This is a genomic window from Cupriavidus sp. DF5525 (assembly GCF_040149425.2).
GTDB lineage: Bacteria > Pseudomonadota > Gammaproteobacteria > Burkholderiales > Burkholderiaceae > Cupriavidus > Cupriavidus pickettii_A.
This window is the reverse complement of record NZ_CP168267.1, coordinates 1,481,114-1,507,261: the sequence shown is the minus strand read 5'-3', so window position 1 is coordinate 1,507,261 and position 26,148 is coordinate 1,481,114. Positions and strand designations below refer to the sequence as shown.

General features: G+C 66.9%; 23 protein-coding genes and 2 pseudogenes. 14 read left to right on the top strand and 11 right to left on the bottom strand.

Going from position 1 to position 26,148, the window contains the following annotated elements; genetic code table 11:
* Positions 1-46: 46 nt before the first annotated feature.
* From ABNX08_RS41530 to ABNX08_RS41520, 3 genes and pseudogenes are all read right to left on the bottom strand, one after another.
* Positions 47-1,102, bottom strand: coding sequence for a DUF2252 family protein (locus tag ABNX08_RS41530; RefSeq protein ID WP_349607587.1), 1,056 nt, complete (start codon positions 1,100-1,102; stop codon positions 47-49).
* Positions 1,103-1,523: 421 nt separating this feature from the next.
* A pseudogene (locus tag ABNX08_RS41525) lies at positions 1,524-2,161 on the bottom strand (NAD-dependent epimerase/dehydratase family protein); the annotation flags it as partial.
* Positions 2,162-2,253: 92 nt separating this feature from the next.
* Positions 2,254-2,553, bottom strand: a complete 300-nt coding sequence (locus ABNX08_RS41520) for a hypothetical protein (RefSeq protein ID WP_349607585.1) — start codon at positions 2,551-2,553, stop codon at positions 2,254-2,256.
* A 102-nt stretch (positions 2,554-2,655) separates the two neighbouring features.
* Between ABNX08_RS41520 and ABNX08_RS41515 the strand changes: the two are divergent.
* A pseudogene (locus ABNX08_RS41515) lies at positions 2,656-3,218 on the top strand (acetate--CoA ligase family protein).
* A gap of 57 nt (positions 3,219-3,275) precedes the next feature.
* Positions 3,276-4,016, top strand: coding sequence for a helix-turn-helix domain-containing protein (locus ABNX08_RS41510; RefSeq protein ID WP_349607581.1), 741 nt, complete (start codon positions 3,276-3,278; stop codon positions 4,014-4,016).
* Positions 4,017-4,029: 13 nt separating this feature from the next.
* Here the strand turns inward: ABNX08_RS41510 and ABNX08_RS41505 are convergent, their stop codons facing one another.
* Positions 4,030-4,932, bottom strand: coding sequence for a CoA ester lyase (locus ABNX08_RS41505; RefSeq protein ID WP_349607579.1), 903 nt, complete (start codon positions 4,930-4,932; stop codon positions 4,030-4,032).
* A gap of 223 nt (positions 4,933-5,155) precedes the next feature.
* On the opposite strand from ABNX08_RS41505, the gene ABNX08_RS41500 reads away from it, so the two are divergent.
* The 7 genes from ABNX08_RS41500 (at position 5,156) to ABNX08_RS41470 (ending at position 12,091) form a co-directional block, all read left to right on the top strand.
* Positions 5,156-6,520 carry an MmgE/PrpD family protein gene (locus ABNX08_RS41500; RefSeq protein ID WP_349607577.1) on the top strand — a complete coding sequence of 455 codons (1,365 nt, stop codon included), beginning with the start codon at positions 5,156-5,158 and terminating at the stop codon, positions 6,518-6,520.
* The gene (locus tag ABNX08_RS41495) at positions 6,517-7,020 is read left to right on the top strand and encodes a MaoC family dehydratase (protein WP_349607575.1); all 504 of its coding nucleotides are present in this window, start codon (positions 6,517-6,519) and stop codon (positions 7,018-7,020) included. Before ABNX08_RS41500 ends, ABNX08_RS41495 begins: the two co-directional genes overlap by 4 nt.
* A 24-nt stretch (positions 7,021-7,044) precedes the next feature.
* Complete coding sequence (locus ABNX08_RS41490) at positions 7,045-8,283, top strand: acyl-CoA dehydrogenase family protein (RefSeq protein ID WP_349607573.1); 1,239 nt, start codon at positions 7,045-7,047, stop codon at positions 8,281-8,283.
* Positions 8,280-8,780 carry a MaoC family dehydratase gene (locus tag ABNX08_RS41485; protein ID WP_349607571.1) on the top strand — a complete coding sequence of 167 codons (501 nt, stop codon included), beginning with the start codon at positions 8,280-8,282 and terminating at the stop codon, positions 8,778-8,780. The genes ABNX08_RS41490 and ABNX08_RS41485 overlap by 4 nt, the downstream gene beginning before the upstream one ends.
* Complete coding sequence (locus ABNX08_RS41480) at positions 8,777-10,018, top strand: CoA transferase (RefSeq protein WP_349607569.1); 1,242 nt, start codon at positions 8,777-8,779, stop codon at positions 10,016-10,018. The genes ABNX08_RS41485 and ABNX08_RS41480 overlap by 4 nt, the downstream gene beginning before the upstream one ends.
* Before the next feature lie 31 nt (positions 10,019-10,049).
* Entirely contained in the window at positions 10,050-10,961 is a 912-nt protein-coding gene (locus ABNX08_RS41475; RefSeq protein WP_349607567.1) for a CoA ester lyase, read from the top strand.
* Positions 10,962-11,068: 107 nt separating this feature from the next.
* On the top strand, positions 11,069-12,091 hold the full coding sequence (locus tag ABNX08_RS41470) for a tripartite tricarboxylate transporter substrate binding protein (RefSeq protein ID WP_349607565.1): 1,023 nt from the start codon (positions 11,069-11,071) through the stop codon (positions 12,089-12,091).
* A gap of 195 nt (positions 12,092-12,286) precedes the next feature.
* Here the strand turns inward: ABNX08_RS41470 and ABNX08_RS41465 are convergent, their stop codons facing one another.
* From ABNX08_RS41465 to ABNX08_RS41440, 6 genes are all read right to left on the bottom strand, one after another.
* Positions 12,287-13,123, bottom strand: a complete 837-nt coding sequence (locus ABNX08_RS41465; RefSeq protein WP_349607563.1) for a tripartite tricarboxylate transporter substrate binding protein — start codon at positions 13,121-13,123, stop codon at positions 12,287-12,289.
* 58 nt (positions 13,124-13,181) lie between these two features.
* The gene (locus ABNX08_RS41460) at positions 13,182-14,006 is read right to left on the bottom strand and encodes an SDR family NAD(P)-dependent oxidoreductase (RefSeq protein ID WP_349607561.1); all 825 of its coding nucleotides are present in this window, start codon (positions 14,004-14,006) and stop codon (positions 13,182-13,184) included.
* Between the two features lie 27 nt (positions 14,007-14,033).
* Positions 14,034-14,450 (bottom strand): MaoC family dehydratase, encoded by a 417-nt coding sequence (locus ABNX08_RS41455; protein WP_349607559.1) that lies wholly within the window; start codon positions 14,448-14,450, stop codon positions 14,034-14,036.
* Positions 14,451-14,466: 16 nt separating this feature from the next.
* Positions 14,467-14,904 carry a MaoC family dehydratase N-terminal domain-containing protein gene (locus ABNX08_RS41450; RefSeq protein ID WP_349607557.1) on the bottom strand — a complete coding sequence of 146 codons (438 nt, stop codon included), beginning with the start codon at positions 14,902-14,904 and terminating at the stop codon, positions 14,467-14,469.
* A 43-nt stretch (positions 14,905-14,947) separates the two neighbouring features.
* Positions 14,948-16,132 (bottom strand): lipid-transfer protein, encoded by a 1,185-nt coding sequence (locus ABNX08_RS41445; protein WP_349607555.1) that lies wholly within the window; start codon positions 16,130-16,132, stop codon positions 14,948-14,950.
* Between the two features lie 86 nt (positions 16,133-16,218).
* Complete coding sequence (locus ABNX08_RS41440) at positions 16,219-17,358, bottom strand: acyl-CoA dehydrogenase family protein (RefSeq protein WP_349607554.1); 1,140 nt, start codon at positions 17,356-17,358, stop codon at positions 16,219-16,221.
* Positions 17,359-17,658: 300 nt separating this feature from the next.
* On the opposite strand from ABNX08_RS41440, the gene ABNX08_RS41435 reads away from it, so the two are divergent.
* The 5 genes from ABNX08_RS41435 to ABNX08_RS41415 all read left to right on the top strand — a co-directional run bounded on the left by ABNX08_RS41435 (position 17,659) and on the right by ABNX08_RS41415 (position 23,231).
* Positions 17,659-19,371 carry a long-chain fatty acid--CoA ligase gene (locus ABNX08_RS41435; protein ID WP_349607552.1) on the top strand — a complete coding sequence of 571 codons (1,713 nt, stop codon included), beginning with the start codon at positions 17,659-17,661 and terminating at the stop codon, positions 19,369-19,371.
* An 88-nt stretch (positions 19,372-19,459) separates the two neighbouring features.
* The gene (locus tag ABNX08_RS41430; RefSeq protein ID WP_349607550.1) at positions 19,460-20,374 is read left to right on the top strand and encodes an SDR family oxidoreductase; all 915 of its coding nucleotides are present in this window, start codon (positions 19,460-19,462) and stop codon (positions 20,372-20,374) included.
* A gap of 15 nt (positions 20,375-20,389) precedes the next feature.
* Positions 20,390-21,625, top strand: a complete 1,236-nt coding sequence (locus ABNX08_RS41425; protein ID WP_349607548.1) for an acyl-CoA dehydrogenase — start codon at positions 20,390-20,392, stop codon at positions 21,623-21,625.
* 34 nt (positions 21,626-21,659) lie between these two features.
* Positions 21,660-22,829 carry a thiolase domain-containing protein gene (locus ABNX08_RS41420; protein WP_349607546.1) on the top strand — a complete coding sequence of 390 codons (1,170 nt, stop codon included), beginning with the start codon at positions 21,660-21,662 and terminating at the stop codon, positions 22,827-22,829.
* A 3-nt stretch (positions 22,830-22,832) separates the two neighbouring features.
* Complete coding sequence (locus tag ABNX08_RS41415) at positions 22,833-23,231, top strand: OB-fold domain-containing protein (protein WP_349607544.1); 399 nt, start codon at positions 22,833-22,835, stop codon at positions 23,229-23,231.
* A 41-nt stretch (positions 23,232-23,272) separates the two neighbouring features.
* Here the strand turns inward: ABNX08_RS41415 and ABNX08_RS41410 are convergent, their stop codons facing one another.
* On the bottom strand, positions 23,273-26,086 hold the full coding sequence (locus ABNX08_RS41410) for a LuxR C-terminal-related transcriptional regulator (RefSeq protein WP_349607542.1): 2,814 nt from the start codon (positions 26,084-26,086) through the stop codon (positions 23,273-23,275).
* Positions 26,087-26,148: the final 62 nt, after the last annotated feature.

The window sequence follows — 26,148 nt, the reverse complement described above, 5'->3', positions numbered from 1 at the left end:
CGCCTCGCGTCACAGCAAATCCATCGGGCATGAGCGGGCAATTCAACTACAGCGCCTTCAACGTTTCGAAGTCGCTTTGCACGAATCGCACTGCGTCGGCGGCAAGCTCGTGCAACCAGCGGGGATCGCGCTTGCTCACGTCCTCCAGGATCCGCTTGCGGCGCTTGCCGGCGGCGTGGATCGCGCCCAGCTCGGTGCCCATCGCCTCCAGAAGCTTCGTGCCAAGCCCTTGCTCCGCGACATCCTCGAGTTCCACCTTGTGGGCGTCAGGGGCGATGCGCCGCAAGACGTAGCCAGACTTGATGCGCAGCTTCGGGTCAGGCGAGCGATGCGCGCCGAAGGCCAGATCCAGGACGCGGCTCCTGGCGGGTGATTTCGAGTGGGCCCAAAGCCATGCGGAAGGAACCAGAGCCTTGGCTTCCTGGACGAGGCGGCCACCCTGCCAGCGCGCGATCACCAGAAACCGCGGCCGGCCGAGACTGCCGCCACCTTTGGTGCGCGAGGCGTAACGCTCGATCTTCGCCCCCTTGGGCAGGCTGTTCCGAAGCGCGTGACGCACGGGTGTCGGCGGTGACGCGTCGGGATAGTCGTCCACCTCCTTCCAGAACTTGCGCGAGGCGTCTTGTGACCCGGCGACCAGCGGCCGCAGCCAATGTTCGCGCTCGTCGAGCAGCATCGGGTGCGGCTTGTCCAGGCCTTTCAGGTAGCCCTCGAGGATGGCCGAGGCGGCGTCCCCGGCGCTGACGCGCAGCGTCGGCGCCAGGTCGGCACTGGTTGCCAAGCGGACGAGGTCGTAGGCATACGGCATCGCCGCGGCCTCGTCGAAGTCGTTGACGCCCCATACCAGGCGCGCCTGCGCATCTCGCCAGGTGCCGAAGTTCTCGACGTGGATATCGCCGACACACACGACTTTCGGCGCATCCGTGCATCCGGGGCAGGTGGAGCCAATCGTTCTGGCCCAGCGAAAGTAGGTCGCGCGCAGGAAGTCGAAGGGGCTTCGTCGCATGCGCTCATGCTTCGCCTGCAGATCCGATTCGATGACGCTGCATTGCTTGCGCAGCCAGCGCTCGTACGAAGAGATGTCGCGATCCAGGCTTGCCACGATACCCTCCGTCCGGTCAGTTGGTACTGTAGTTCATGGACGAGCGTTGGCGTAATCTTCGTGAGTTCAACTCGGGTGACTCGACATAAGCGCCCACAAAGTGGGCTTGACATACAACTAGTTGACACCTGTATTAACTTCAAGTGCATTCTGCAAGCCGTCCATTCGCATCGAGCGAATCGAGCTGAAGGCTCGCGGAGGGCTAGTGGACGCCTACCGGCGCGCGCCACGCAGCCCTCACCGCGTCAGTGGGCGCGGCAGCGACTGCCCCAAATGCGCAGGCGCGGGCAAGGTAGTGGCGAATGCCCATCGGCGGAGGGTGACCCATGAACACTTTATTTCTCGTTCGGCTCGCCAAGTCGAGTCGTGACGTAAGCGCGACGTGAAGCCTGATCTGCTGGTGTCGAGCCCGGCGCTGTGCGCGCTGACGACCGCGCACCTCATCGCCGAAGAGTTCGGGGTTGTTCGGCACGCCGCCCGGGTCCTCGCCGATCAGGCCGCTTTCGTGCGCGCCGACCGGGTTGAAGTAACGCAGGTAGGCAATGCGCTAGGACGGGTCAGAGCGCTCCAGGTCGCGCAGAACTGCTCGCCCATCAGCTTGATCTGGCCATAGGGATTGGTGGCCGAGAGCGGGAAATCCTCCAGGATCGGCCCGCTCTGCGGGTTGCCGTAGACGGTGGCCGAGGAACTGAACACCAGTTGCCTGACCCCTGCCGCCTGCATGGCCGAGCACAGCGTCAGCAGGCCGTTCAGGTTGTTGTCGTAATAGGCCAGCCGCTGCGCAACCGAAACGCCCACCGCCTTGAGCGCGGCGAAATGAATCGCGCCGGCAATCCGGTAGCTGGCTAACAGCTGCTCCAGCAAGGCGCGGTCGCGCGCATCGCCCTCGACGAAATGCGGGGTTTTGCCGGTAATGGCCGCAATCCGCTCGACCACCACGCGGTTGCTGTTGCACAGATTGTCGAGCCCGATTACCTGGTAGCCCGCTTCGAGCAGCGCTACCCAGGTATGCGAGGCGATATAACCGGTGGCGCCGGTCAGCAGCAGGGCTTCAGGGATGGTGGGGGGGCTGGTTGGGCGCAAGTACTCGCTCGTGTCGGCGTAGCACTCCCGGTTGCTTCGGCGCAGTTGCACGCCATTGAGCACGCCCCTCACCACAATGGCGCGGGCCTGGCCGAGCCGCCTGAGTGCCTCTCGCCCGGCGCGTCCCCCACCAGCCGTGCCCAGAGCGTGCCCGCCAGCGGCAAGCGGCGTGGTGCGGCACGGATATCGAGCCTGGTCTCCCACACCACCGGCGCCAGCACTGCGCAGCTGGTCAGCAAGCCAAGCCCCAGCTCGCTGGCGGGTGCCGGCGCGCTGGCCTGCGCGGTGGCCTGGTTACGCTCGATCAAGGCGGGCAAGTCGCTGCGCTCGAGTCGCACCAGCACATCCGCCTGGTAATAGTCGGGCAAGGATCACGCATAGCATGCCCCGCCCAGCGCACACACCGCCACCAGCGCAAGCAGTAGCTTCTTGCTGCAAGTGCGGAAGCGGCCGGAGAGGCGGCCGCGCGCATCGGCTGCCCTGTTGCACTGAAGATTGTGTCGCCGGACATCACGTACAAGACCGAGGTGGGTGGCGTCGTCCTGGATATTCCCAACCGGAACTGGCCGTGGCCGCCGCACGCGACATGCTGGCGCGGGTACGCCACCAACTTCCCGCGGCGCGAGTGGACGGCGTGCTGGTTTCACCCATGCGCCGGGGAGGCACAGAGACCCTCTGCGGCGTGTTCCGTGATCCGGTGCTCGGACCGGTACTCATGTTTGGCCTGGGTGGCGTGCATGTAGAGGTGCTGAAGGATGTCGCGATGCGCCTGGTGCCGCTGGATCGGGATGAGGCACGTTCGATGGTGCGGGAACTCCGTGGCAAGGCCATCTTCGACGGGGTACGCGGTGCCCCGCCAGCGGATGTGGAAGCCTTGGTTGACGTGCTGGTACGCTTGTCCACCTTCGCCGACAGCCAGCGCGATATTGTCAGCGAGGTGGATATCAACCCGCTATTGTTGATGCCACAAGGGCAAGGCGCGATCGCGCTGGATGCGCTGGTACTGCCGGCTTCCGCGCCAATCTCCGAATGAGCGACCAGATCCTGTATGCTCGCAAACCAGGATTTTCGCGAGACAGGAGGCAGGCAGATGGAGCGCGGCATGGTGAAGTCGGCGACCCGGGTCTTTGATTTGCTCGAGCTCTTTGAAAAGGAGCGCCGGCCGCTGCGGGCCGTCGAGATCGTCGCCATGCTGCACCTGCCGCAGTCGAGCGTATCCATGCTGCTGCAGACGCTGGTCGCGCGCGGTTATATGGAGTTCGACGCCGAAACACGCGAGTACTGTCCGTCGGTCCGCGTCTCCTTCCTCAACGAGTGGGCCACGCGCAAGCAGGGCCCGGGCAACACCGTGCGCGATGCCATGCGGCGCCTGTCCGGCGAGACCGGTGAGACCGTGTTGCTGGGGCGGCGCAGCGGCATCATGCTGCAATACCTTTCCGTGGTCGAGTCGCAGTATGCGCTGCGACTGTCGGTGTCATCCGGCACGGTCCGGCCGATGCACCGGGCGGCCATCGGCATCATGCTGCTGAGCAAGATGGAAGATGACGACATCGGCCGGCTGCTGCGCCGCTACAACGCCGAGCACGCAAAGGGCGGGGCGCTGCCGGCAAAACCTGCCGAAGTGATGCGCGCCGTCGAGTCGGCGCGCGAGCGGGGCTACTATGAATCAGCCAGTCTTGCTACCGCGGGGGCCGGTGTGATCGCCACACTGCTGGCGACGCCGATTCGCGGGCAATGGATGGGAATTGGCGTCGGCGGGCCGGTGGCCCGCCTGCATGAGCGTCGCAAGAAACTGGTGACGGCGGTGCTGGCGGTCGGAAAGGACCACTGAGCGCCTGCCCGCCCTAGGCCGCGCGCGATGCGTTGCGCGCCTGGATGGTGTCGTGCAGCGCCAGCAGGCGCGTGGCCTGCTCCAGGTGCAGCCGCTCGACCATGCGGCCGTTCAGGTTGATGACCCCCGCGCCGGCATGCTCCGGCGAAGCAAAGGCACGGACGATCTGCCTGGCCTCTTCCACAGCGGGCGCCGACGGCGCGAAGGCCTGGTTGGCCGGTTCCACCTGCGACGGGTGGATCAGCGTCTTGCCGTCAAACGCCATCTTCACGGACTGTTCCACTTCCTGAGCGAAACCCGCCTGGTCGCCAAAATCGTTCCACACGCCATCCAGTATGGCGACACCATGGCGCTTCGCCGCCAGCACGACAGACATCAGCCACGGCAGCAGGTACTGGCGCTGGTCGCCCGGAAAGACACCGGTTTCCTTGGCAAGGTCATTGGTGCCGATCACCAGGCAATCGAGCGCGGGCCCCGTCGCGCTGCCGGCGCGGAGGATCTCGTCGATATGGTGGATCGCATCGGCCGTCTCGATCATGGCCCACAGGGCGCAAGCGCGAGTCCAAGTGTGCGCGCCGCAGGCTGTGCGCAGGCGTTCGATGTCCGCGCCGCGGTTGATCTTGGGCAGCAACACCGCATCCGGACCGCACCGGGCGGCGACTTCCAGATCGGGGGCGAATTCCGAGGTATCAAGGGCATTGAGCCGGATCACGGTCTCCTGGCCCGTGAACGCCCCCGCGGCAAAGGCTTCAATCAGGTTGTGCCTGGCTGCGTCTTTCATGGCGGGTGCCACGGCGTCCTCAAGGTCGAACACGATGGCGTCGCACGGCAGGCTGCGCGCCTTGGCGAGGGCGCGCGCATTGCTCGCCGGCACATAGAGGACGGAGCGGCGTGATGGTCTCTGGTTGTCTGTCATGGCATCTGATGGATAGGTGGAGGCATTCGGCGCGGCGCCCGGCACGGCGGCAACGCAGCGCACATCAGCAGTCTCCACTGTCGGCGTCCTCATGTAAATCACATATGTGATGGATCTGGCGTGCCGGGAACAATCACATATGTGATGCCGTAGCCCGGAAGCCTGCCCGATACTTGGTTTACCGGAACCGAGGACCGCCGGGGAAAGCCAGGCGGAAAACCGAGTGGAAAACAGGAATCAGGGTGGAAGTGAGGCCGCCGGCTTCACGCAATTGTTGGCGCAGTGGATCAGCACGGTGGACGATGAAGCTATCGGTCCCGAGGCCTTCATCTGGGCCAGGCACGCCATGCTTGACTGGATCTCAGTCAGCCTTGCGGCCGCCAACGAGCCGCTGGTGGAGATGCTGGCGGCGGAGTATGCCGGCTCGCGCGACTTGCCCTGTAGCCTGCTGGGCAGGACGGCGCGTGCGAATCCGCTCGAGGCCGCGCTGATCAACGGCTCGGCCGGTCATGCGCTGGATTTCGATGATGTCGCCTCGTCCATGTACGGGCACCCGACCGTGCCGGTGGCGCCCGCTGCCCTGGCCCAGGCACAGGTGCAGAACGCCAGCGGACGGGCACTGCTGCGCGCGCTGATCGTCGGCCACGAGATTGAAAGCCGGGTCGGCGAAGTGCTTGGCGCCAGCCACTACCAGCAAGGATTCCACGTCACTGGCACGGTCGGCACGCTCGGCGCCGCGGCGGCGTGCGCGGCGCTGCACCAGCTTGACGCCGCCACGACTTCGCATGCGCTGGGCCTTGCGGCAACTCAGGCGGCCGGGCTGAAGTGCATGTTCGGCACCATGGCCAAGCCGCTGCACGCAGGCAAGGCGGCCATGAACGGGCTGATGGCGGCCCAGCTTGCGGCGCGCGGCTTCACGGCGCAAACGGGGGCCATCGAATGCGAGCAAGGCTTCGCGCGCACGCAGGCCCCGACGCCCAATGCGTTTCCCACGGCCCTGGACACCGGGCGTGGCATGGCGATCGAGCGCACGCTCTTCAAGTACCACGCCTCCTGCTATCTCACGCATTCGACGATCGAGGCGATCGGCCAGGCCCGCCGCAACCACGGGGTCGGCCTTGATGACATGGAGTCGGTGACGATCGTCGTCTCGGGCCATCACCGCGGGGTCTGCGACAACCCGAACCCGCAGACCGGCCTGGCCGTGAAGTTCGCCGTGCAGCACCTTGCGGCACTCGCGCTCGACGGTGCGCCGACTTCATCGCTTGAACTCTACTCCGACAGCACCGCGCTGGACCCGCGCTACGTGCGCGCGCGGCAGCGCATCGTTTTGCTGGTCGAACCGGGCGGCGACCGCAATGCCGCCACGGTGACCATCCGCACCCGTAACGGGCGCGAGCTTCGCGAGCAGACCAATGTGGCGATCCCGGCCAAGGATCTCGTCGCGCAATGGGAGCGGCTGGTGGAAAAGTCGCGCGCCATTGTCACGCCGGTGATCGGGCCGGGCCGTTTCAGAAAACTCGTGGCGGCGGTGGAAGCGCTCGACCGTTCGCCCTCCGTCAATTCCTTGTTCGAGGCAATGCAATGACATCAGACGCCATGATCGTTGCCCGGCTCAAGTCCGAAGCAAAGCTGCGTGCGCGCGGCCACCGCTTCGAGGATTTCGAGGCCGGACAGTCATACACCCACCACTGGGGACGCACTGTGACCGCGGCGGACAACACGCTGTTCTGCGTGCTCACGCTGCACTACAACCCGCAATACACCAACGCGGCGCTGGCCACGGCCCAGGGGCACCCGGATACGCCGATCAATCCGCTGCTGGTCTTCAACACGGTGTTCGGGCTGTCGGTGGAGGACCTGTCGGAAGGCGGCGGTCCGTTCCTCGGCGTGGATGAGCTGGCCTACCTGAAGCCGGTCTATCCGGGCGACACGCTGTACGCAAGTTCGGTCGTGGTGTCGGCAAGGCCCGCCACCAACCGGGCCGGCTACGGCATCGTCACGTGGCATACGCGCGGCACCAACCAGCAGGGCGAAGAGGTGATCACGTTCAAGCGCTCGAACCTGGTCAGGACCAGGAACCAGTAACAGAGACGAAACAAGGGGACAAGCATGTCGCAAGACGGACTGGGTTACATGACGGAGCAGCGGCGCATGATTCGCGACGCCGCGCGCGAGTTCACGATGAAGGAAGTGCTGCCGGTCGCCAACGCGCTCGACGGCCCGGACGGCGAGATCCCGATGGCGCTGCGCGAGAAGCTGACCGAGATGGGCTACTTCGGCATCACCATTCCCGAGGCCTACGGCGGCCTGGGCCTGGGCATCTTCGAGTACTGCCTGATTTGCGAGCAACTCTCGCGCGGCTGGATGTCGGTGGCGTCGATCGTGGCGCGCGCGCAGGGCGGGTGGATCCAGAAGTCCATGCCCGAGGCAATGCGCAAGGAATACCTGCCAAGGGTGGTGCGCGGCGAGTTTCTCGGCGCCAGCGCGCTATCGGAGCCCGATACCGGCTCGGACCTGGCGTCGATCTCGTGCCGCGCCGTGCTGGAAGGCGATGAATGGGTGCTGACCGGCAACAAGTACTGGTGCACCTTCGCCGACGGCGCGGACTACCTGACCGTATTCGCGCGCACCTCGGCGCCGCCCAGCCCCGAGAAGCGGTGGCAGGGGATATCGAGCTTCCTGATCGAGAAGGAGCGGGGCAAGTTTCCGCCCGGGATGATCGGCAAGCCGATTCCCAAGATCGGCTACTTCGGCTGGAAGACCTTTGAGCTGGCGCTGGACGGCGTGCGGGTGCCCAAGCGCAACCTGATGGGCGAAGAGGGCAAGGCGTTCCTGCTGATGAGCAAGGGCCTGGAAGGTGCACGCGCACACACTGCGGCCCGCGCCATCGGCCTGGCACAGGGCGCGCTGGAAGACGCGATCGCCTATGCCACGGAGCGCAAGCAGTTCGGCATGCCGATCGCCGAATACCAGGCCATCCGCTTCAAGATCGCGACCATGGCCACCGAGATCGAGGCGGCGCGCCAGTTGCTGTACTACGTTTGCAACGAGATCGACAGCGGCCGGCGCTGCGACAAGGAAGCGTCGATGGTCAAGTACTTCGCTTCGGAGATGGCCGAGCGCGTGACCTCCACCGCGCTGCAGATCTTCGGCGGCGCGGGCTACACCACCCTGTTCCCGATCGAGCGCTACTGGCGCGATGCGCGCCTGACCAAGATCTTCGAAGGCACCTCCGAGATCCAGCAGCGAGTCATTGCCAACAGCCTGCTGGGACGCTCCGAGGTGGAAGCGATGATCGCGGAGCGGGCCTTTGCCGGCCAGGCGCGCACGCAACGGGAGGCGGCATGACTACCGGCACCGATATCGCGACGCTGACCAGCCCGGACGGTTACTTCGAGGACTTCGAGGTCGGGATGCTGATCCGCCATGCGCGCGGCAAGACCGTGACCGAAATGGACAACGTGCTGATCACCAACATGGTGATGAACACCGCGGAGGGCCATTTCAACGAGGACGTGATGCAGAAGAGCCCGGGCGGCATCTTCTCTCAACGCGTGGTCTATGGCGGCATCAACCTGTCGATGGTGCTCGGACTGGCGGCGCAGGACACGGCCGAGCAGTGCCTGCGCGAGCTGACGCTGGACAAGATCCGGTTGTCGCATCCCGTCTTCCACGGCGACACACTCTACGCCTACACCGAGGTGCTGGAAAAGCGCGACGCTGACCAGGACGACGCCGGCGTCGTCTGCTTCCGGCACTACGGCCTGAACCAGAACGACAAGCTGTGCGTGCAGGCCGAGCGCACCGCGCTGATCCGCCGCCGGCCGAAGCGGGGCACGTCATGAGATCCGGAGAACGCGGTGCGGGTGCGCTCGACGGCCTGGTCGTGCTGGACCTCACGCAGATGCTGGCGGGACCCTACACGTCGATGATGCTGGCTGACCAGGGCGCGCGCGTGATCAAGATCGAGCCGCCGGGCGGCGACCAGACGCGGCGCACCGGGCCGCACCTGGACGGCTCGGTGAAGATGCCGGAGGGCGGCTTTGGCAGCTATTTCGGCTCGATCAACCGCAGCAAGGAGTCGGTGGTCCTGGACCTGAAGCAGCCTGCCGGCCGCGCCGTGCTGCTGCGCCTGGTGCAGGGGGCGGACGTGCTGGTGGAGAACTACCGCACCGGCGTCATGGACCGGCTCGGGCTGGGCTACGAGACCCTGGCGGCCGAGAACCCCAGGCTGGTGTACGCCGCGCTGCGCGGCTTCGGCGATCCGCGCAGCGGCGAGAGTCCCTATGCGTCGTGGCCCGCCTATGATCCCGTCGCGCAGGCAATGGGCGGCATCATGGGCATCACCGGCGGCAGTCGTGGCGGCCCCCCGACCAAGATCGGCCCGGGCGTGGGCGACATCGTGCCGGCGATGTTCCTGGCCTACGGCGTCGCGGCCGCGTGCTGGCAGGCGCAGCGCACCGGCCGCGGCCAGTTCGTCGACGTGGCCATGGTCGATGCCATCCTGGCCGTCTGCGAGCGCGTGGTGTTCCAGTACAGCGCCACGGCGCAGGTGCCGGGTACCGAAGGCAACGGCCATCCGCTGCTGTGCCCGTTCGGCCTGTTCCCGGCCCGCGACGGCTTTGTCAGCCTGGGGGTGCCCAACGACCGCTTCTGGCACTTGCTGGTGGCGCAGATGGGCGACCCGGCACTGGCGGCCGATCCGCGTTTTGCCACCAACGAGGCGCGTGTCGCGCATCGCGGCGAAGTCGAAGCCGCGGTCGGTGCCTGGACCGCGCGTTATACCAAGCGCGAGCTTGCCGGGATGCTCGGCGGCGAGATCCCGTTCGGCCCGGTCTTCGGCGCCAACGAGATCTTCAGCGACACGCACTTTCGTGTCAGGGAAATGCTGGTCGATGTCGACCAGCCGGGCGCCGCTCGCCCGCTGACCATCGCCGGCAGCCCGGTGCGCATGAGCGACACCCCGGGCGGTGTGCGGCGCCGCGCGCCGATGACCGGCGAGCATACCGACAGCACGCTTTTCGACTTCGGCTTTGACGAAAGCGAGATTGCGGCGCTGCGCACCGATTGCGTCATCCAGTAAGTACAGCCAATGCCAGGAGGAGATTCCAAACATGCAAGAACGAGTGAAGAGACTGCGTCGCTGCCAGCTTTCCGTGCCGGGGTCCAGCGAGAAGATGATGGCGAAAGCCGCGGCCATGGACGTGGACTTTGTGTTCCTCGACCTGGAAGACGCCGTCGCCCCGGCCGAGAAGCGGCCGGCCCGGCGCAAGATCATTGAAGCGCTGAACGGTCACGACTGGGGCAAGACCACGCGTTGCGTGCGCATCAACGACCTGACCACCGAGTACGCCTACGAAGACATCATCGAAGTGGTCGAGGGCGCCGGCGCCAACCTTGACGTCATCATGCTGCCCAAGGCCATGAGTGCCGCCGACGTGCTGTTCGTCGACAAGCTGCTGGGCATGATGGAGAAGAAGCTCGGCCTGCGCCGGCGCATCGGCATCGACGTGCTGATCGAGGAAGTCGAGGCGATGATGCATGTCGAGGAGATCGCCGCCTCCACGCCGCGGCTCGAATGCCTGATCTTCGGCATGGGCGACTACTCCGCGAGCCAGGGGGTATCGATCCGCGACATCGGCGGCACCGGCGGCTATCCGGGCGACATCTGGAACTACCAGCGCCACCGGCTGACCATTGCCGCGCGGGCCAACCGGCTCGATGCCGTCGACGGGCCGTTCGCGGATTTCCGCAATCCACAGGCGTATGCGGAAGAAGCCCGTCGCGCGATGATCCTTGGCATGGTGGGCAAGTGGGCGATCCATCCGGCGCAGGTGGAACTTGCGCAGCAGACGTTCTCACCGGCCGCGGCTGACGTGGCGCAGGCGCGCGAGATGATCCGTGCGTATGACGAAGCCCTGGCGCAAGGCCTGGGCGCCGTCCAGTACAACGGCAAGATGATCGACATCGCCTCGGTGCGCATTGTCAGGAACCTGGTCGAGCGCGCCACGCAGATCGGCATGTAACACGCTGGAAGGCGGGCAGTGCCCCAGCGGGATCACTGCCCGGCATCTCTCACAAGCGCGCCCGCCGCTGCAATCCACAGGGCGCCGACACGACTGGAGACGCCATCATGGATACACCGCAGCAATCCCCCATCGCACACATCGACCCTCGGCGCCGCCGCCTGCTGGCGGCCGGCGCCGGCCTCGCCGCGCTGCCCTGGCTGCCCGGGGCGGCGCGCGCGTCCGCGTGGCCTGACCGCCCGATCCGCATTATCGCGGCGCAGGCGCCCGGCTCTTCCAACGACTCCACCGCGCGTGCCCTGGCCGATTATTTCGCCGGCAAGCTGGGCGTCTCGGTAGTGGTGGAGAACAAGCCCGGCGGGGTCGGCATGATCGCAGCCGAAACCGTGGCCCGTGCCGCGCCTGACGGCTATACGTTGCTGTTCACGCTGCAGAGCCAGCTGGCCCAGGCGCCGGTCCTGCTCAAGAAGCCCCCCATCTCGCCCTCGCGGGACCTGCTGCCGATCGCGGCGACCAGTACCGGCGTCGGCGTGATGGTGGCGACCAAGAGCCTGCCCGCCCGCAACTTCAAGGAACTGCTGGCATTGGCGCGCAAGCGGCCCGTCAGCGTGGGCAACTACGGCATCGGGTCCGGCTGGCAGCTGATGGTGACGCAGCTGGCGCGGGACACCGGCGCGCAGTTCGATATCATCAACTACAAGGGCACCGGTGCCATGGTCGGCGACTTGCTGGCGGGGCATATCGAGATTGGTGCCGGGTCCCTGCTGGGGCTGGCAGGCGGCATTGCCGGCGGTGGGCTGCGGCCGCTGCTGGTGATCAATGGCGCGCGTTCGGCCAAGCTGCCCGGCGTTCCGACCTGGGCCGAAGAAGGCATCAAGGGCCCGGCCTTCGAGAACCTGAACGAGTGCAATATGCTGCTCGGCCCCGCCGGCCTGCCTGAGCCGATCGTCTCGCGGCTGGCCACCCTGGTGCTGGATTCGGTGTCCCAGTCGGAACGGGTGCGGACGGTGCGCGAACAGCTGGGCAGCGAAGACGTGCCGCTGACGGGCGCAGCGCTGCGGCGCTTTATCGATCGGACCTGGCCCACCTTTCAGGCCATGACCCGGTCGATCGGGCTGACGGTGGAGTGATCCGCCATCGTTGACTGGCCCGACGGATGGGGCATGGCCGGCTGGCGCCGGCCATGCCCCTGTTGCCTTACTCCGCCTTGACACCAGACGTCTCAATCAGGTGCCTGACCACGGGTTCAGTCCTTTCGAATTCCTGGCGGAACTGTGCCGCCGTGCTGCCAACCGGCTCCGAGGAAGACTGCTGGAAACGCTTCTTCAGCGGTGCCGAGTAGGCCGCTGCGCGCGCTTCCTGCTCCAGCCGGCCGACCACGGGTGCCGGCGTACCGGAGCGGACCAGCAGCCCGATCCACCCGGCGGGGCGGAATGCGGGATCGTCCAGCCCGAGGCCATGGTGGGCACTTCGGGCATGGCCTGCGCGCGGCGGTCTCCGAACACGGCCAGCGGCCGGATCCGCCCGCTTTCGATCTGTGGCTTGAGCGTGCCGAGCGAGATCACGCCCCAGGCGATGTTGCCGGCGAGCACGTCCTGGGCCACCTGCGCCTCGCCCTTGTAGGCAACGTGGACCATGTCGAGCCCGCGCGTCTTATTGAGCTGGACGCCAACCAGGTGCCCGAAGGTCCCGACGCCGTAGGAGCCGTAGCTGACCTTGCCCTTGTTCTGCGCCGCCCACGCCAGGAACTCCTTCATGTTCCTGGCCGGTACATCCCGGCTGACGGCCAAGACGACCGGCCCGACCGCAACCTGCGACACGAAGGCCAGGTCGCGGCGCACGTCGTAAGGCACCTTCGGCAGCAGGTAGGGCGTGTTGATGATCGGCGCGGCATGGGTCACCAGCACGGTGTAGCCATCGGGGGCCGCGCGTGTGACGGTCTGCACGGCCAGGATCCCGGCCGCGCCGGGCTTGTTGTCGATAACGACGGGCTGTCCCAGCCGCTTGCCCATCTCTTCGGCGAGGGTGCGGGAAAGGGTGTCCAGCGCGCCGCCCGGCGGTGCCGGGACGACGAAGGTAATGGGCCGCGTCGGGTATGCCTGGGCGAAGCACGAGGCATGGACGGCGAGCGCGGCGATGGCAATCAGGCTTCTGGTACGCATGAAGGATGGCCTCTTCTGGTATGGGCAGTGCGCCCGGCCGGCGGGCCGGGCGGCCAGCTTATTGCGGTGCGCCGGACACGGCGATGGTCTGGCCGGTGATGTAGTTTGACTCAGGCGAGCAGAACAGGTAGACCCCGCCGGCGGCTTCGGCGGTGGTGCCGCCGCGCCCGAGGGGATTGCGCTGGGCCACGGTCTTGAGCCGTTCCGGGTTCATGCCGACGCGGATGTCGCGGCCTTCGATGTTGATGGTGGCGCCCGCGTGCGCGTCGGCGGCCGTCATGCGGGTATGGATCAGGCCAAATGCCACGCAATTCACATTGACATTGAAGCGGCCCCACTCGCGGCTCAGCGCGCGCGTCATGCCGATCACGCCGGCTTTGGCCGACGAGTAGTTCACCTGGCCGGCATTGCCGTTCAGCCCCGATGTGGACGAGATATTGACGATCTTGCGATACACCTCGCGCCCGGCCTCCACGTCCGCCTGGTGCAGCGCCTTGATATGCGGGTGGGCGGCGCGCAAGATGCGGAAAGGCGCGGTCATATGGCAATCGACGATGGCGTGCCACTGCTCGTCGGTCATCTTGTGGATGACGTCGTCCCAGGTATAGCCGGCGTTGTTGACGATGATGTCGATGCCCTTGAAGGTGCTCATCGCGGTGCCGATGAAGCGCTCGGCGAAATCGGGCGCGGTGACGTTGCCGACGCAGGCGACGGCCTCGGCGCCTTCGCTTCTCAGCAGTTCGACCGTTTCATGCGCCGGGTCGGCGTCGAGGTCGTTGATGACCAGCCGTGCGCCTTCGCTGGCGAGCTTCATTGCGATGGCCTGGCCGATGCCCCGGCCCGAGCCGGTTACCAGGGCAACCTTGCCGTCAAGCTTTCCCATGTCTTCCTCCGTGGATGAAATTTAGTTTCAGAACGCGACCACGGCGTCGCCAAGGACCCGGGTGTCGCCATACTGGTTTGCGGTAAGGACTTCCAGGGCGACGCGCTGCTCGCCGTCCTGCTCATACTTGCGGACCACCCGGCCGGTGCAGGTGATCTCGTGCCCGAGATGCGTAATGCCGGCAAAGCGCACGCCGAAGTGGCGCAATTGCCGCTGGTCGACCCACTGGGTCAGCAGCCGGCCCAGCCAGGCCATCGACAGCATGCCGTGCGCGAACACGTCGGGCATGCCCGCGCGGCGCGCATAGTCCAGGTCGATATGGATCGCGTTGTGGTCGCCGGAGGCGCCGGCGAACAGGGCGAGGGTGGTGCGGTTGACCGGTGCCAGCGTCAGGGGCGGCAGGGTCTGGCCAACCTCGATGTCGTTGAAGTTCAGCGGGTGCATGCTTGTTCTCCCTTGCTCAGTTGCGATGCACCAGCACACCGCGCAGGTCCGCGACGTGCTCGCCACGCTGGTTGGTCACGCGGGTCTCGCGCACCACGAAGTCCAGCGCGCCGTTCTTGCGCGCGTAGATATCGGCAATGCGGCTTTCGAAGCGCAGCACGTCGCCGGCATAGGCCATGCGGTGGTAGGTGAAGGATTGCTCGCCATGCAGCACCCGCGCCGGCTGGATCCCGATCTCGGCACGCCAGCTTCTGGCCGGTTGCTGGATCTCCAGCGAGAACAGGAAGGTCGGCGGCAGCGGGATGCCGGGATGGCCGGCGGCAAGCGCCGCGGCTTCGTCGAAATAGACAGGGTTGCCCTCGCCGGTCGCCTTGGCGAAGAAGCGCAGCTGTCCCGCCTCCGCCGTGGCGTGGAACGCGGGAAGCGTCATGCCGATGTATTTCTTGTCGATCATGTCTGTATCCGGTGTCTGGAAATCCGTCGGGCGCTGGCCCGGCTCAGGCCGCCTGGTAGATGGTCACCACGCACGCGCCGCCCAGGCCGACGTTGTGGGCCAGCGCAACCCTGGCGCCGTCGACCTGGCGCTGCGCCGCGGTGCCGCGCAACTGCTGGGTCAGCTCGAAGCACTGCGCCAGCCCGGTTGCGCCCAGCGGATGCCCCTTGGACAGCAGCCCGCCCGAAGGGTTGACCACCCACTTGCCGCCATAGGTGTTGTCGCCGTCGTTGACCAGCTTCTCGGCGCCGCCTTCCTCGCACAGGCCCAGGCCTTCGTAGCTCAGCAACTCGTTCTGCGCGAAGCAGTCATGCAGTTCGATCACATCCACGTCGGCGGGGCCGACGCCGGCCTGCTCATAGGCCTGGGCTGCCGCCGCGCGGGTCATGTCGAAGCCCACCACGCGGATCATGTCCCGGGTCTCGAAGCTGCTCGGCGTGTCGGTGGTGACGGACTGCCCGGCAATCAGCACATCCGTGCGCAGCCCGTGCTTCCGCGCGAAGCGCTCGGACACCACGATCGCCGCGGCGGCGCCGCAGGTGGGCGGGCAGGCCATCAGGCGGGTCATCACGCCATCCCACAGCATCGGCGCGGCCATCACGTCCTCGGTGGTGAGCACATTGCGGAACACGGCCAGCGGGTTGTTGGCGGCATGGCGGCTTGCCTTGGCGCGGATGCTGGCGAAGGTCTCGAGGCGGGTGCCGTACTTCTGCATATGGGCCTGGCCAGCGCCGGAAAACTGGCGGATGGCGCCGGGCAGGTCGGGGCGGCCGATCAGCTCGTTGGCGAGCTTGCCGGCACGCTCGGTGGCGCGGGGGCGGTCGGTCCACACCGACTTCAGCGCGCCCGCGCCCATCTCTTCGAAGCCCACCGCCAGCGCGCAGTCCACGGCGCCGCTCTGCACCGCCTGGCGCGCCAGGAACAGCGCCGACGAGCCGGTGGCGCAGTTGTTGTTGACGTTGATGACCGGGATGCCGGTCATGCCGACGTGATACAGGGCCTTCTGGCCGCAGGTGGAATCGCCGTACACGTAGCCGACGTAGGCCTGCTGCACCTCGGCGTAGTCCAGGCCGGCGTCGGCCAGCGCCTGCCCGACCGCCTGGGCGCCCATTACGTCGTAATGCTCGCTGGTGCCCGGCTTGCGGAACGGGATCATGCCGACGCCGGCAACATAGACGCGACTTGTCATGTCAGTTTTCCTTTGGGAAGTAGGGATGTAGTTGGGGAATCAAATGGGCGCGCCGCAACATGCGCGTACGGCGCGCCAGGGTCGCATCAGAGCTTGCGTGAGATCAGGTCGCGCATCACTTCGCTGGTGCCGCCGTAGATCCGCGACACGCGCGAGTCCGCAAAGGCGCGGGCCACGGGGTACTCAAGCATGTAGCCATAGCCGCCATGCAGCTGGACCATCTCGTCGAGCGCCTTGCCCAGCGTCTCGGTGGCGAAGAGCTTGGCGACGGCGGCCTCCTCCAGCGTGAGGCGGCGGCGCATGTGCTCGCCGAGGTAGTAATCGATCATCAGCCGCACCGCGATCGCCTGCGCCTTGATGTCGGCCAGCTTGAACTTGGTGTTCTGGAAGTCCCACACGGTCTGGTTGAAGGCCTTGCGGTCCTTCACGTACTTCAGCGTGTGCTCCAGGCAGACCTCGAGCTTGGCGGCGGCGGTGACGGCGATGGCAAAGCGTTCCTGCGGCAGCTCCCCCATCAGGTAGGAAAAACCCATGCCTTCCTCGCCGAGACGGTTGGTGACCGGCACGCGCACCTCGTCGAAGAACAGCTCCGACGTGTCCTGTGCCGCGCACCCGACCTTGTCCAGGTTGCGCCCGCGGCGGAAGCCCGGGCGGTCGCCTTCCACCACGATCAGGCTGACGCCCTTGGCGCCGGCGCCAGGGTCGGTCTTGCAGACCACGATGATCAGGTCGGCGTTCAGGCCGTTGCTGATGAAGGTCTTGCTGCCGTTGATGACGTATTCGTCGCCCTCGCGTATGGCCGTGGTGCGGATCGCCTTGAGATCGCTGCCGGTGCCGGGCTCGGTCATGGCAATCGCCAGGATGGCCTCGCCGGAGCAGACCTTGGGCAGCCAGCGCTGCTTCTGCTCCTCATTGCCGATCCGGTTGATATACGGCGCGATGATGTCCGAATGGACCCGGAAGCCCGGACCGCTGACGCCGGTGCGGGCGAACTCCTCGGCAAAGACGGCCGCATGGCCGAAGTCGCCGCCGCCGCCGCCGTAGCGGGTCGGCAGGGTGACGCAGAGCAGGCCTTCGCGGCCGGCCTTGAGCCAGGTCTCGCGGTCGACCTTGCCGGCCTTGTCCCATTCGGCCTGCTTGTGGACGCATTCACGCTCCAGGAAGCGTCGTACCGTGGTGCGGTACATCTCGTGATCGTCGCGAAAGATGCTGCGGGTGATTTGCATGGAAGGCTCCGGAAGGGATGGGGTCTGTTCCTGTGTGGCGTCGGCAGCGTGAGTTCGCTGCATGCCGTCAAAGGTAGCCATCCGGTGCGCGCGTCGAGCCACCCGCGGCGGGTGGCGCTGTCCCGGTGGCGGGCCCGGTGTGGGGGGCGCTACCCGAGACGGGTGGCGTCTGCGCCCAGCGGTGACTGCTTTACTTCAGTCAGACGACAGCTGCAGCCGGAGCGCCGCGTGGCGCCAGCCGGCCGCGGCCGGGCTTCAGCCCGGCACGATGCCCATAACAAGCAGACCAGGAGGTAGACAATGCAGTCAGGTTTCCCGATAAACGCCGGCGTGGTCGTACGGCCGCAGAGTCCGCTCAGGCTCGACAGGCAATATGCCCGCAACGGCGTGCCGGAGTGCCTGCACGTGCCGCAGACGACGCTGTTCGACAACCTTGAGATGTCGGCGCGGCGTTTTCCGGACAAGACGGCCATCTATTTCTACAACGCAGCCGTCAGCTATGCCGCCCTGCTGCAGGACGTGGAGCGCATGGCGGGCTACCTGCAGCGCACCTGCGGCGTGCAGCGCGGCGACCGCGTGCTGCTGTTCAGCCAGAACTGCCCGCAGTTCATTGCCGCCTACTTCGCCATCCTGCGCGCCGATGCGGTGGTGGTGCCGGTCAATGCCATGCTGCTGCGCGAGGAAGTGCGCCATATTGCAACGGACAGCGGGGCGGTGGCGGCCTTCTGTGCGCAGGAACTGACCGGGGAGATTGCGCCGCTGGTCGGCAAGACCACGCTCAGGCACCTGATCGTGCACGCCTACGGCGATGCGCTGCCGGACGATGCCGGGGGCTTCAACATTCCCGATGCCGTGCGCGAGCGCCTCCCGGCTGCGAATGCCTTGCCGGGCACGCGCTGGCACGATGCGCTGGCGCAGGGGCAAGCGCCGGACGCGCCGCAGGCGCAGCCGGACGACCTGTGCCTGCTGCCCTATACCTCCGGCACCACCGGGGCGCCCAAGGCGTGCATGCACACCCACCGCACGGTCATGTCTTCCGTCGCCGGTTCGCGGCTGTGGCGGCATGTCAATGCCGAATCGACCTTCCTGGCCTCCGCGCCGTTCTTTCACCTGCTCGGCCTGCAGGGAGGCGTCAACGGGGTGTTCTACGCCGGCGGCACGGTCGTGATCCTGCCGCGCTGGGACAAGGAGACCGCCGCGCAGCTGATTGAGCGCTACCGCGTGACATTCTTCGGCGGGCCGCCGCCGATGATGGTCGACTTCTTCTCGCAACCGGGCCTGGCGCAGCGGGACCTGAGCAGCCTGGTCCTGGTGGCCGGCGGCGGCGCGGCCATGCCGGAGGGCACCGCCCGGCTGATGCGCGAGCAGTACGGCCTGGAGTATGCGGAGGGCTACGGCCTGACCGAGACCGCGGCGTTCCTGCTGGCCAACCCCTTGCACCGGCTCAAGCCCGGCTGCCTGGGCGTGCGCACCTTTGGCGTGGACGCCCGCATTGTCGATCCCGCCACGCTGCGGGAGTTGCCGCAGGGCGAGACCGGCGAGATCGTCGCCCATGGCGCGCAGATCATGCTGGGCTACTGGAACAAGCCGCGCGCCAACGAAGAGAGCTTCGTGGTGATCGACGGCAAGCGCTTCTTCCGTACCGGCGACCTGGCCTATGTCGACGAGGACGGCTATTTCGTCATGCGCGACCGGCTCAAGCGCATGATCAACGCGTCCGGCTACAAGGTCTGGCCCGCCGAGGTCGAAGCCATGCTGCACAGCCACCCGGCCATCCGCGAAGCCTGCGTGATCGCCAGCCGCGACGAGCGCCGGGGCGAGACCGTCAAGGCCGTGGTGGTGCTGATGCCGGCGATGCGCGAGACCAGCGAAGCCGACATCCTGGCCTGGTGCCGCGAACGGATGGCCACCTACAAGGCGCCGCGCATGGTCGAGATCGTCGACGCGCTGCCGCGCACCGCGACCGGGAAGATCGCGTGGCGCGAGCTGCAGGAGCTGGAGTTGCAGCGGTAGCGCAGCGCGCCATGCATTCACTCACACGGCAGCTGGTCGCCATGACCCGCCTGCCGGCAATTCATCAATCCATGAGGGAGACATCAAGGTGACCAGCAAGACTATGGAAGGGAAGGTTGTCGTCGTAACCGGCGCGGGCCGCGGCATCGGCCGCGGAATTGCCATGCTGATGGCGGCGCATGGCGCACGTGTGGTGGTCAATGACGCCGGGGTGTCGGTCAATGGCGAAGCCGGTGCGGAGAACCCAGCTGACGAGGTAGTCGGCCTGATCCGCGAGGCCGGCGGCGAAGCGGTGGCCAACGGCGACAGCGTGGCGCAATCGGACAGTGCCCGACACATCGTGGAAGCGGCGGTGGACACCTTCGGGCGCATCGATTGCGTCATCAACAACGCCGGTATCCTGCGCGACCGCATCTTCCACCAGATGACCGAGGACGACTGGGAATCGGTGCTCAAGGTGCACCTGTTCGGCAGCTTCTACATGAGCCGGGCGGCAGCCGACCACTTCAAGGAGCAGAAGGGCGGCAGCTTCGTGCATATGACCTCGACCTCGGGTCTGGTGGGCAACTTCGGCCAGGCCAACTATGCCGCGGCAAAGATGGGCATCCTGGGCTTGTCCAAGTCGATCGCGCTCGACATGGCCCGCTACAACGTGCGCTCGAACTGCATTTCGCCCTTCGCCTGGAGCCGCATGGTCGGCAGCATCCCGAATACCGGCGACCAGGAGAAACGGCTGGAGAAGGCGCAGAAGCTGTCGCCGGAAACCATCGCCCCGGTGGCGGTGTTCCTGGCCAGCGACGCGGCGCGCGACGTGACCGGGCAGATCTTCGCGGTGCGGCGCAATGAAGTGTTCCTGATCAACCATCCCCGGCCGGTGCGTTCCATGCACCGTGGCGAGGGCTGGACGCCAGAGACCCTGGCAGACCACATGCTGCCCGCGCTGAAGTCCTCGCTCGCGCCGCTGGACCGCTCGTCCGACGTCTTCTCCTGGGACCCGGTCTGACCACCGGAAGCCGACATGACAAATACTGAATTGCAAGACGAAGCGCTGGTCATTGCCGACTCGCTGATCCGCTTTATCGACCGCGAGGTGCTGCCGCTCGAACGCGAGCACAAGGAGCTGCTGGCCAGCGAACGCACCATCTACGGTGCCGACGGCCGCTTCACCGCGCCCGTGGTCGCGCTGCGCCGGCAGGTGCGCATGCGCTCGGCCGAGCTGGGCTTCTACAACCTGTTCGCGCCCGAGGCACTCGGCGGCGGCGGCCTCGGGGCCCAGGCCGCGCTGACGATCCAGGAAGCGGTGAACGCCAGATACGGGCCGGCTCGCACCCTGATCCAGAACGTGATCCTGCCTTCGTCGTTCACCAACGGCCTGTCGCCGGTGCTGCGCCATCTCGATCCCGCGGTACTGGAGCTGTACCGCGACGGCCTGGCGCGCGGCGAGCAGACCATGTGCTTCGGACTGAGCGAGCCCGACGCGGGCTCGGACGTCTTCGCCATGAAGACACGTGCGGTCCGGGACGGCGACCACTGGGAGGTGACCGGGACCAAGCAATGGATCACCAACGCCCCCTACGCCGACCTGGCCATGGTCTTCGCGGTCACCGACGAGGCCCTGGCGCGCGAACGCAAGGGCGGCATCTCCGGTTTCCTGGTGCCGACCAGCACGCCGGGCTTCAGCGTGCCGAGCGTGATCCCGACCATGGGCCACCTGGGCGCTGAAATCGGCATCGTCACGCTGGACAAGGTGCGCGTGCCCGACAGCCATCGCCTGGGAGAAGTCGGCAAGGGGCTGGCCGTGGCGCTGGGCGGCGTCAGCGTGGGCCGCTTGTCGATGGCAGGAACCTGCGTAGGGCTGGCGCGCTGGGCACTGGACCAGGCGCTGGAGTATGCGAAGGTGCGCAAGACCTTCGGCCGCCCGATCGCCGACCACCAGGCGATCCAGTTCATGCTGGCGGAATCGGCCATGGACATCTATGCCGCCAAATGCATGGCGCAGAACTGCGCGGCCCGCGTGGATGCCGGCGAGCCTGCCACCAAGGAGGTCTCGATGACCAAGGCATTCGCCACCGAGATGCTCAATCGCGTGATGGACCGCTGCATCCAGATCCATGGCGCCATGGGCCTGACCAACGAGCTGCGGCTGGAGGCGGGCTTCCGGCTGGCGCGAACCATGCGCATACCGGATGGCACGGCGGAGATCCAGCGCCGTACCGTGGCTGGCCGGCTGCTCGCCGGCGATACAGCCTTCTGAGGGGCGTTGTGGACCTGACGGGAGGAACCCCTGAATGAGCATCAAGCGACGTGCCTGCATCGCAGGCGCATTCGAACACCCGACGCGCAAGGCGCCGGACAAAACGGTGGCGCAGCTGCACGCCGAATGCGCCAGGGGCGCACTCGCGGATGCCGGCCTGACCTTGCAGGACGTGGACGGCTATTTCTGCGCGGGCGACGCGCCGGGCCTGGGCGTGCTCAATATGGTCGATTATCTCGGCCTGCGGGTGCGGCATATCGATTCCAGTGAGACCGGCGGGTCTTCCTATCTGATCCATGTTGCGCATGCGGCGCAGGCGATCGCGGCAGGCAAGTGCAATGTCGCCCTGATCACGCTCGCCGGCCGGCCAAGGAGCGAGGGCTCGAGCGGACTGGTACCGCGCACCGCCAGCACGGCCACGCCGGACGTTGCCTTCGAAAGGCCGTACGGGCCGCTGACCGTCAATATGTACGCGCTGGCCGCGGCAAGGCATATGTACGAGTTCGGCACCACCAGCGAGCAGCTGGCCTGGATCAAGGTCGCCGCCGCCGCCCACGCCCAGCACAACGTCAATGCCATGCTGCGCGAGCCGGTGACCGTCAGCGACGTGCTGGAGTCGCCCATGGTGTCAGACCCGCTGCACCGGCTCGACTGCTGCGTGGTCAGCGATGGCGGCGGGGCCCTGCTGGTAGTGCGCCCGGAAATCGCCCGCTCGCTCGGGCGTCCGGTCGTCAATATCCTGGGCGCGGGCGAGACCGTCAAGGGCCAGAGCAACGGACAGGTGGACCTGAGCTATTCGGGCGCGGCGGTGTCCGGGCCGCTTGCCTTTGCCGAAGCGGGCGTGACGCCCGCCGATATCCAGTACGCGTCTATCTATGACAGTTTTACGATCACCGTGCTGATGCAGCTTGAGGACCTGGGCTTCTGCAAGAAGGGCGAAGGCGGGCGCTTCGTTGCCGACGGCAACCTGATCTCCGGCGTCGGCAAACTGCCTTTCAATACGGATGGGGGCGGGCTCTGCAACAACCATCCAGCCAATCGGGGCGGCATCACCAAGGTCATCGAGGCGGTCAGGCAGCTGCGCGGCGAAGCGCATCCGAAAGTGCAGGTGCCAGACTGCCGCTTGGCACTGGCGCAAGGCACCGGTGGGCTGCTGGGGTCGCGGCATGGCAGCGCGACGCTGATCCTGGAACGGGAGAGTTAAGACATGACCACGATCTATCAGGAGCGCCCGCTCGGGGCGCCCGTCATCGACGTCGCCAACGAGCCCTTCTGGCGCGCGGCCGCGCAAGGCAGCCTGCTGATCGGGCATTGTCCGGCCTGCGGCAAGCATCACTGGTATCCCCGTCCGCTTTGCCCCTATTGCCTGAGCGACACCGAATGGCAGCAGGCCAGTGGCCACGGCACGGTCTACAGCATCAGCGTGACGCGCAAGGCAGGGCCCGTTGCCTATGCCATTGCCTATGTCCGACTGGAAGAGGGCGTGACGATGCTGACCAATATCGTCGATACTGACCTGGATGCGGTGCGCATCGGCGACCGGGTCAGGGTTTGCTTCATGCCCGCCGAAGGTGGCCACATGGTTCCCATGTTCACCCCGACCTGACGGCAGCGCTCGAGGCGAGCGCCTCGGACGTGCATCTGTGGCTACGGCGGCGGTGCGCCCGCCGGCAAGCCCAGGTCCAACCCCAGGTTGCGCGCGCGCGCCACGGCTTCATCGCGCGTGGTGACGCCCAGCTTTCCGTAGATCTTCTTCAGGTGCCATTTCACCGTCTCGGGCGACAGGCTGAGCGCGCGCGCGATCTTCTTGTTCGGCATCGTTTGCGCCAGCAGCCGCAGCACGTCGGCTTCGCGCTCGCTCAGGTCCAGCGTCGGCAGGCGCAGCGGGCCCTGCCCGTCGCCGGCAGCCGCCGGCGCGGTTGAACTGGCCTGCTGCGCGGCCTGCAGGCGCGCAACATAGAAGCTGAGCACCGGATCGGGCTGCTCCTGCGACATATCCGGCAGCAGCCTGGCGATCAGTGGCATGGCCGCTTGGTCCGCATCCAGCAGGCTGCGGACCAGGCCGAGCCGATGGCCTAGGCGCAGCGCGGCCAGGACTTCTTCGCGCGCCGCATCCGGGCGCTCGCGGCGGCTCTCGACCAGGGCATTCTGCAAGCGCAGCTGCGCCACCTGCCGCTGCCAGCCGCGGGCCTCGCAGCGGGCAATCAGGGACGTGAGCCGGATATGCGCGCCGTGGAAGTCCTCATGCGCGATGCAGCGGCGGATATGGGCCTGCTGGGTGACTGCGCGGATCTCGTCCAGCGCACTTGGGCCTGGCTGGTCGTAGCGCGCATCAATAGCATCGAGCCGCGCAAGGCAGGCGTCAGCCGCATCCAGCTCGCCGCCTGACAGATGGCGCGTGACCCGCCCGGCCAGCGCATGGGCGAGCAGCCGGTCCAGGCCCAGCTGCGTCGCATAGTCTTCGAGGCGATCGAGATAGGCGAACGCGTCCATCGGGTGGCCAGCCGCCCAGTGCGCGGCCGACAGGGTCGCCAGGACCTTCAGCACGGAGTCGGGGATCGACACGCGCTCGAGCACATCGACCCGCTCTTCGAGCAGCCGGATGGCGCCTGCGGCGTCGTTGTGCTCGTACAGGACGTCGGCGAGTAGTGCAGCCGAGAAATAGGCGGCCTCCGAGCACAGGTTGCTTTGCTGTTCGGCCTCGCGCAGCACGTCGCGGCTGATGCGTTCGACCTGCAGCATCTGGCCTTCCAGCGCGTAGCTGAAGCCCATGAGGCTGCGCCCGCTCAGGCTGCCGGCGGTGGAACCGGTGAGCGGGGTGCCGTCGAGCAGCAAGGGCGGCCGGTCGCACTGGAAGCTGCGCGCGCGCTCATATTCGCCCCGATGCATGTAGAGCCATGACAGCAGCGCACGGCGCGTGCCGGTGACGATCGCATCGTCATGCGAGGACGCCTGCAGCAGCTCCGGCAGGACCGACATGGCGGCATCCGTGTCGTCCCGCTGCAAGGCCAGCACGCCACGCAGCACGGTCAGCGTGACGCGTGATTCGTTGTCGTCGGACGGGATATCGGCCTGCAGGCGATCCATTGCGGCCGCGGCCGCATCGAACTCGCGGGCGTAGAGTTGCATCCGCAGCTTCCAGAGCCGCAGCCCGATGCGCGCCTGTATCTGCTCCGGCGGCAACAGCCGGACCAGCTGCACCACCCGGCGCAGTTCGCCCCGGCTGAACAGGCTCCGGGCGCTTTGCAGCACCAGATCGGCAGCAGCGTCGGATTCGCCGCCAAGCACGGCGTGGCGCACGGCTTCTTCGATATGGCCATGCGTGCGGCACCAGTGCCAGGCGGCTACGTGGACCTGTCGCTGCTGGATTTCGCTCCAGGCATGGAAGCGTTCGAGCAGGGTTTCACGCAGCAAGGGATGGAGCCGATACCACGAACCGGGTTCGGTGCCCTCAACCGGCACGATGAACAGGTTGTCGCATTCGAGGCGCGCCAGGAGCGCCGCCACCTCGGCAGGCGGCTGGGGGGGCTCGGTCAGCGCCGCGCACAGCGCGGTGCAGAAGCGGTCGCTGCTCGCCACGCGGATCAGCAGCGCGGTTTCGCTCGGTGACAGGCGCGCCAGCACCTCGCGCTCGAAATATTGCGTGAACGCCCCGGCGTTCTGCACATGCGCGCGCACCAGGCTGTCAGCCAGCGATGCGCCGCCGGTGGCTTGCTTCCTGCGCTTCCAGTGCGCCACGAAGAGGTGCAGGCCTGCCACCCAACCATCGGTCAGTTCATGCAGGGTGCGGGCGTCGCGAGGGCTGATGTGGTCGAGCTGGGCGTTCAGGAACTGCTCGGACTCCGGCAGCGTGAAGCGCAGGTCGCGCTGGTCCAGCTCCAGTACCAGTCCCTGGTCGCGCAGGCGGGCCAGAGACAGGGGCACGGCGGCACGGGACAGCAGCACGAGGTGGAAATTGGGCGGGGCGTAGTCCAGCAGCCATTGCAATGCTTCGTGGATGCGGGCGCTGGTGAGGTGGTGGAAGTCGTCCAGGACCAGCGTCAGGTCGCGCTGATGGGCTGCGATGCCGTGCAGCAGCGAAATCACGGCGCATTCCACCACCTCGGTGTTGGTGGCTCGTCCCGACAGTGGGGCCGCCTCGCGCGCAATGGCGGGATCGGCCTGCTCCAGGCTGGCCAGAAGGCTGTCGAGCCAGTGCCCAGGCTCGTTGTCATCCTCGGTGAGGGTCAGCCAGGCAACGTCGAAGTTCAGCCCCAGCAGCGCCTGCCGCCAGGCTACCACCGTGGTGCTCTTGCCGCAGCCGGCTGGGCCTTGCAGTACCAGGCAACGCTTGTGCCGCGCTTCGAGCAGCTGGGTCAGCAGCCGCTCACGCGCGAGGACACGGGCCGGGCCTCGAGGCGGAAGAAACTTGTCGACTGCAACCAGGTCCGGCGCAGTGCTGTGGGGTAGACCTTGCAGCATATTGGACACATACCTTGTTGCCGGGATCGGGTAGGTCCGGATCGGTGGCGCGGTGTTCCGAA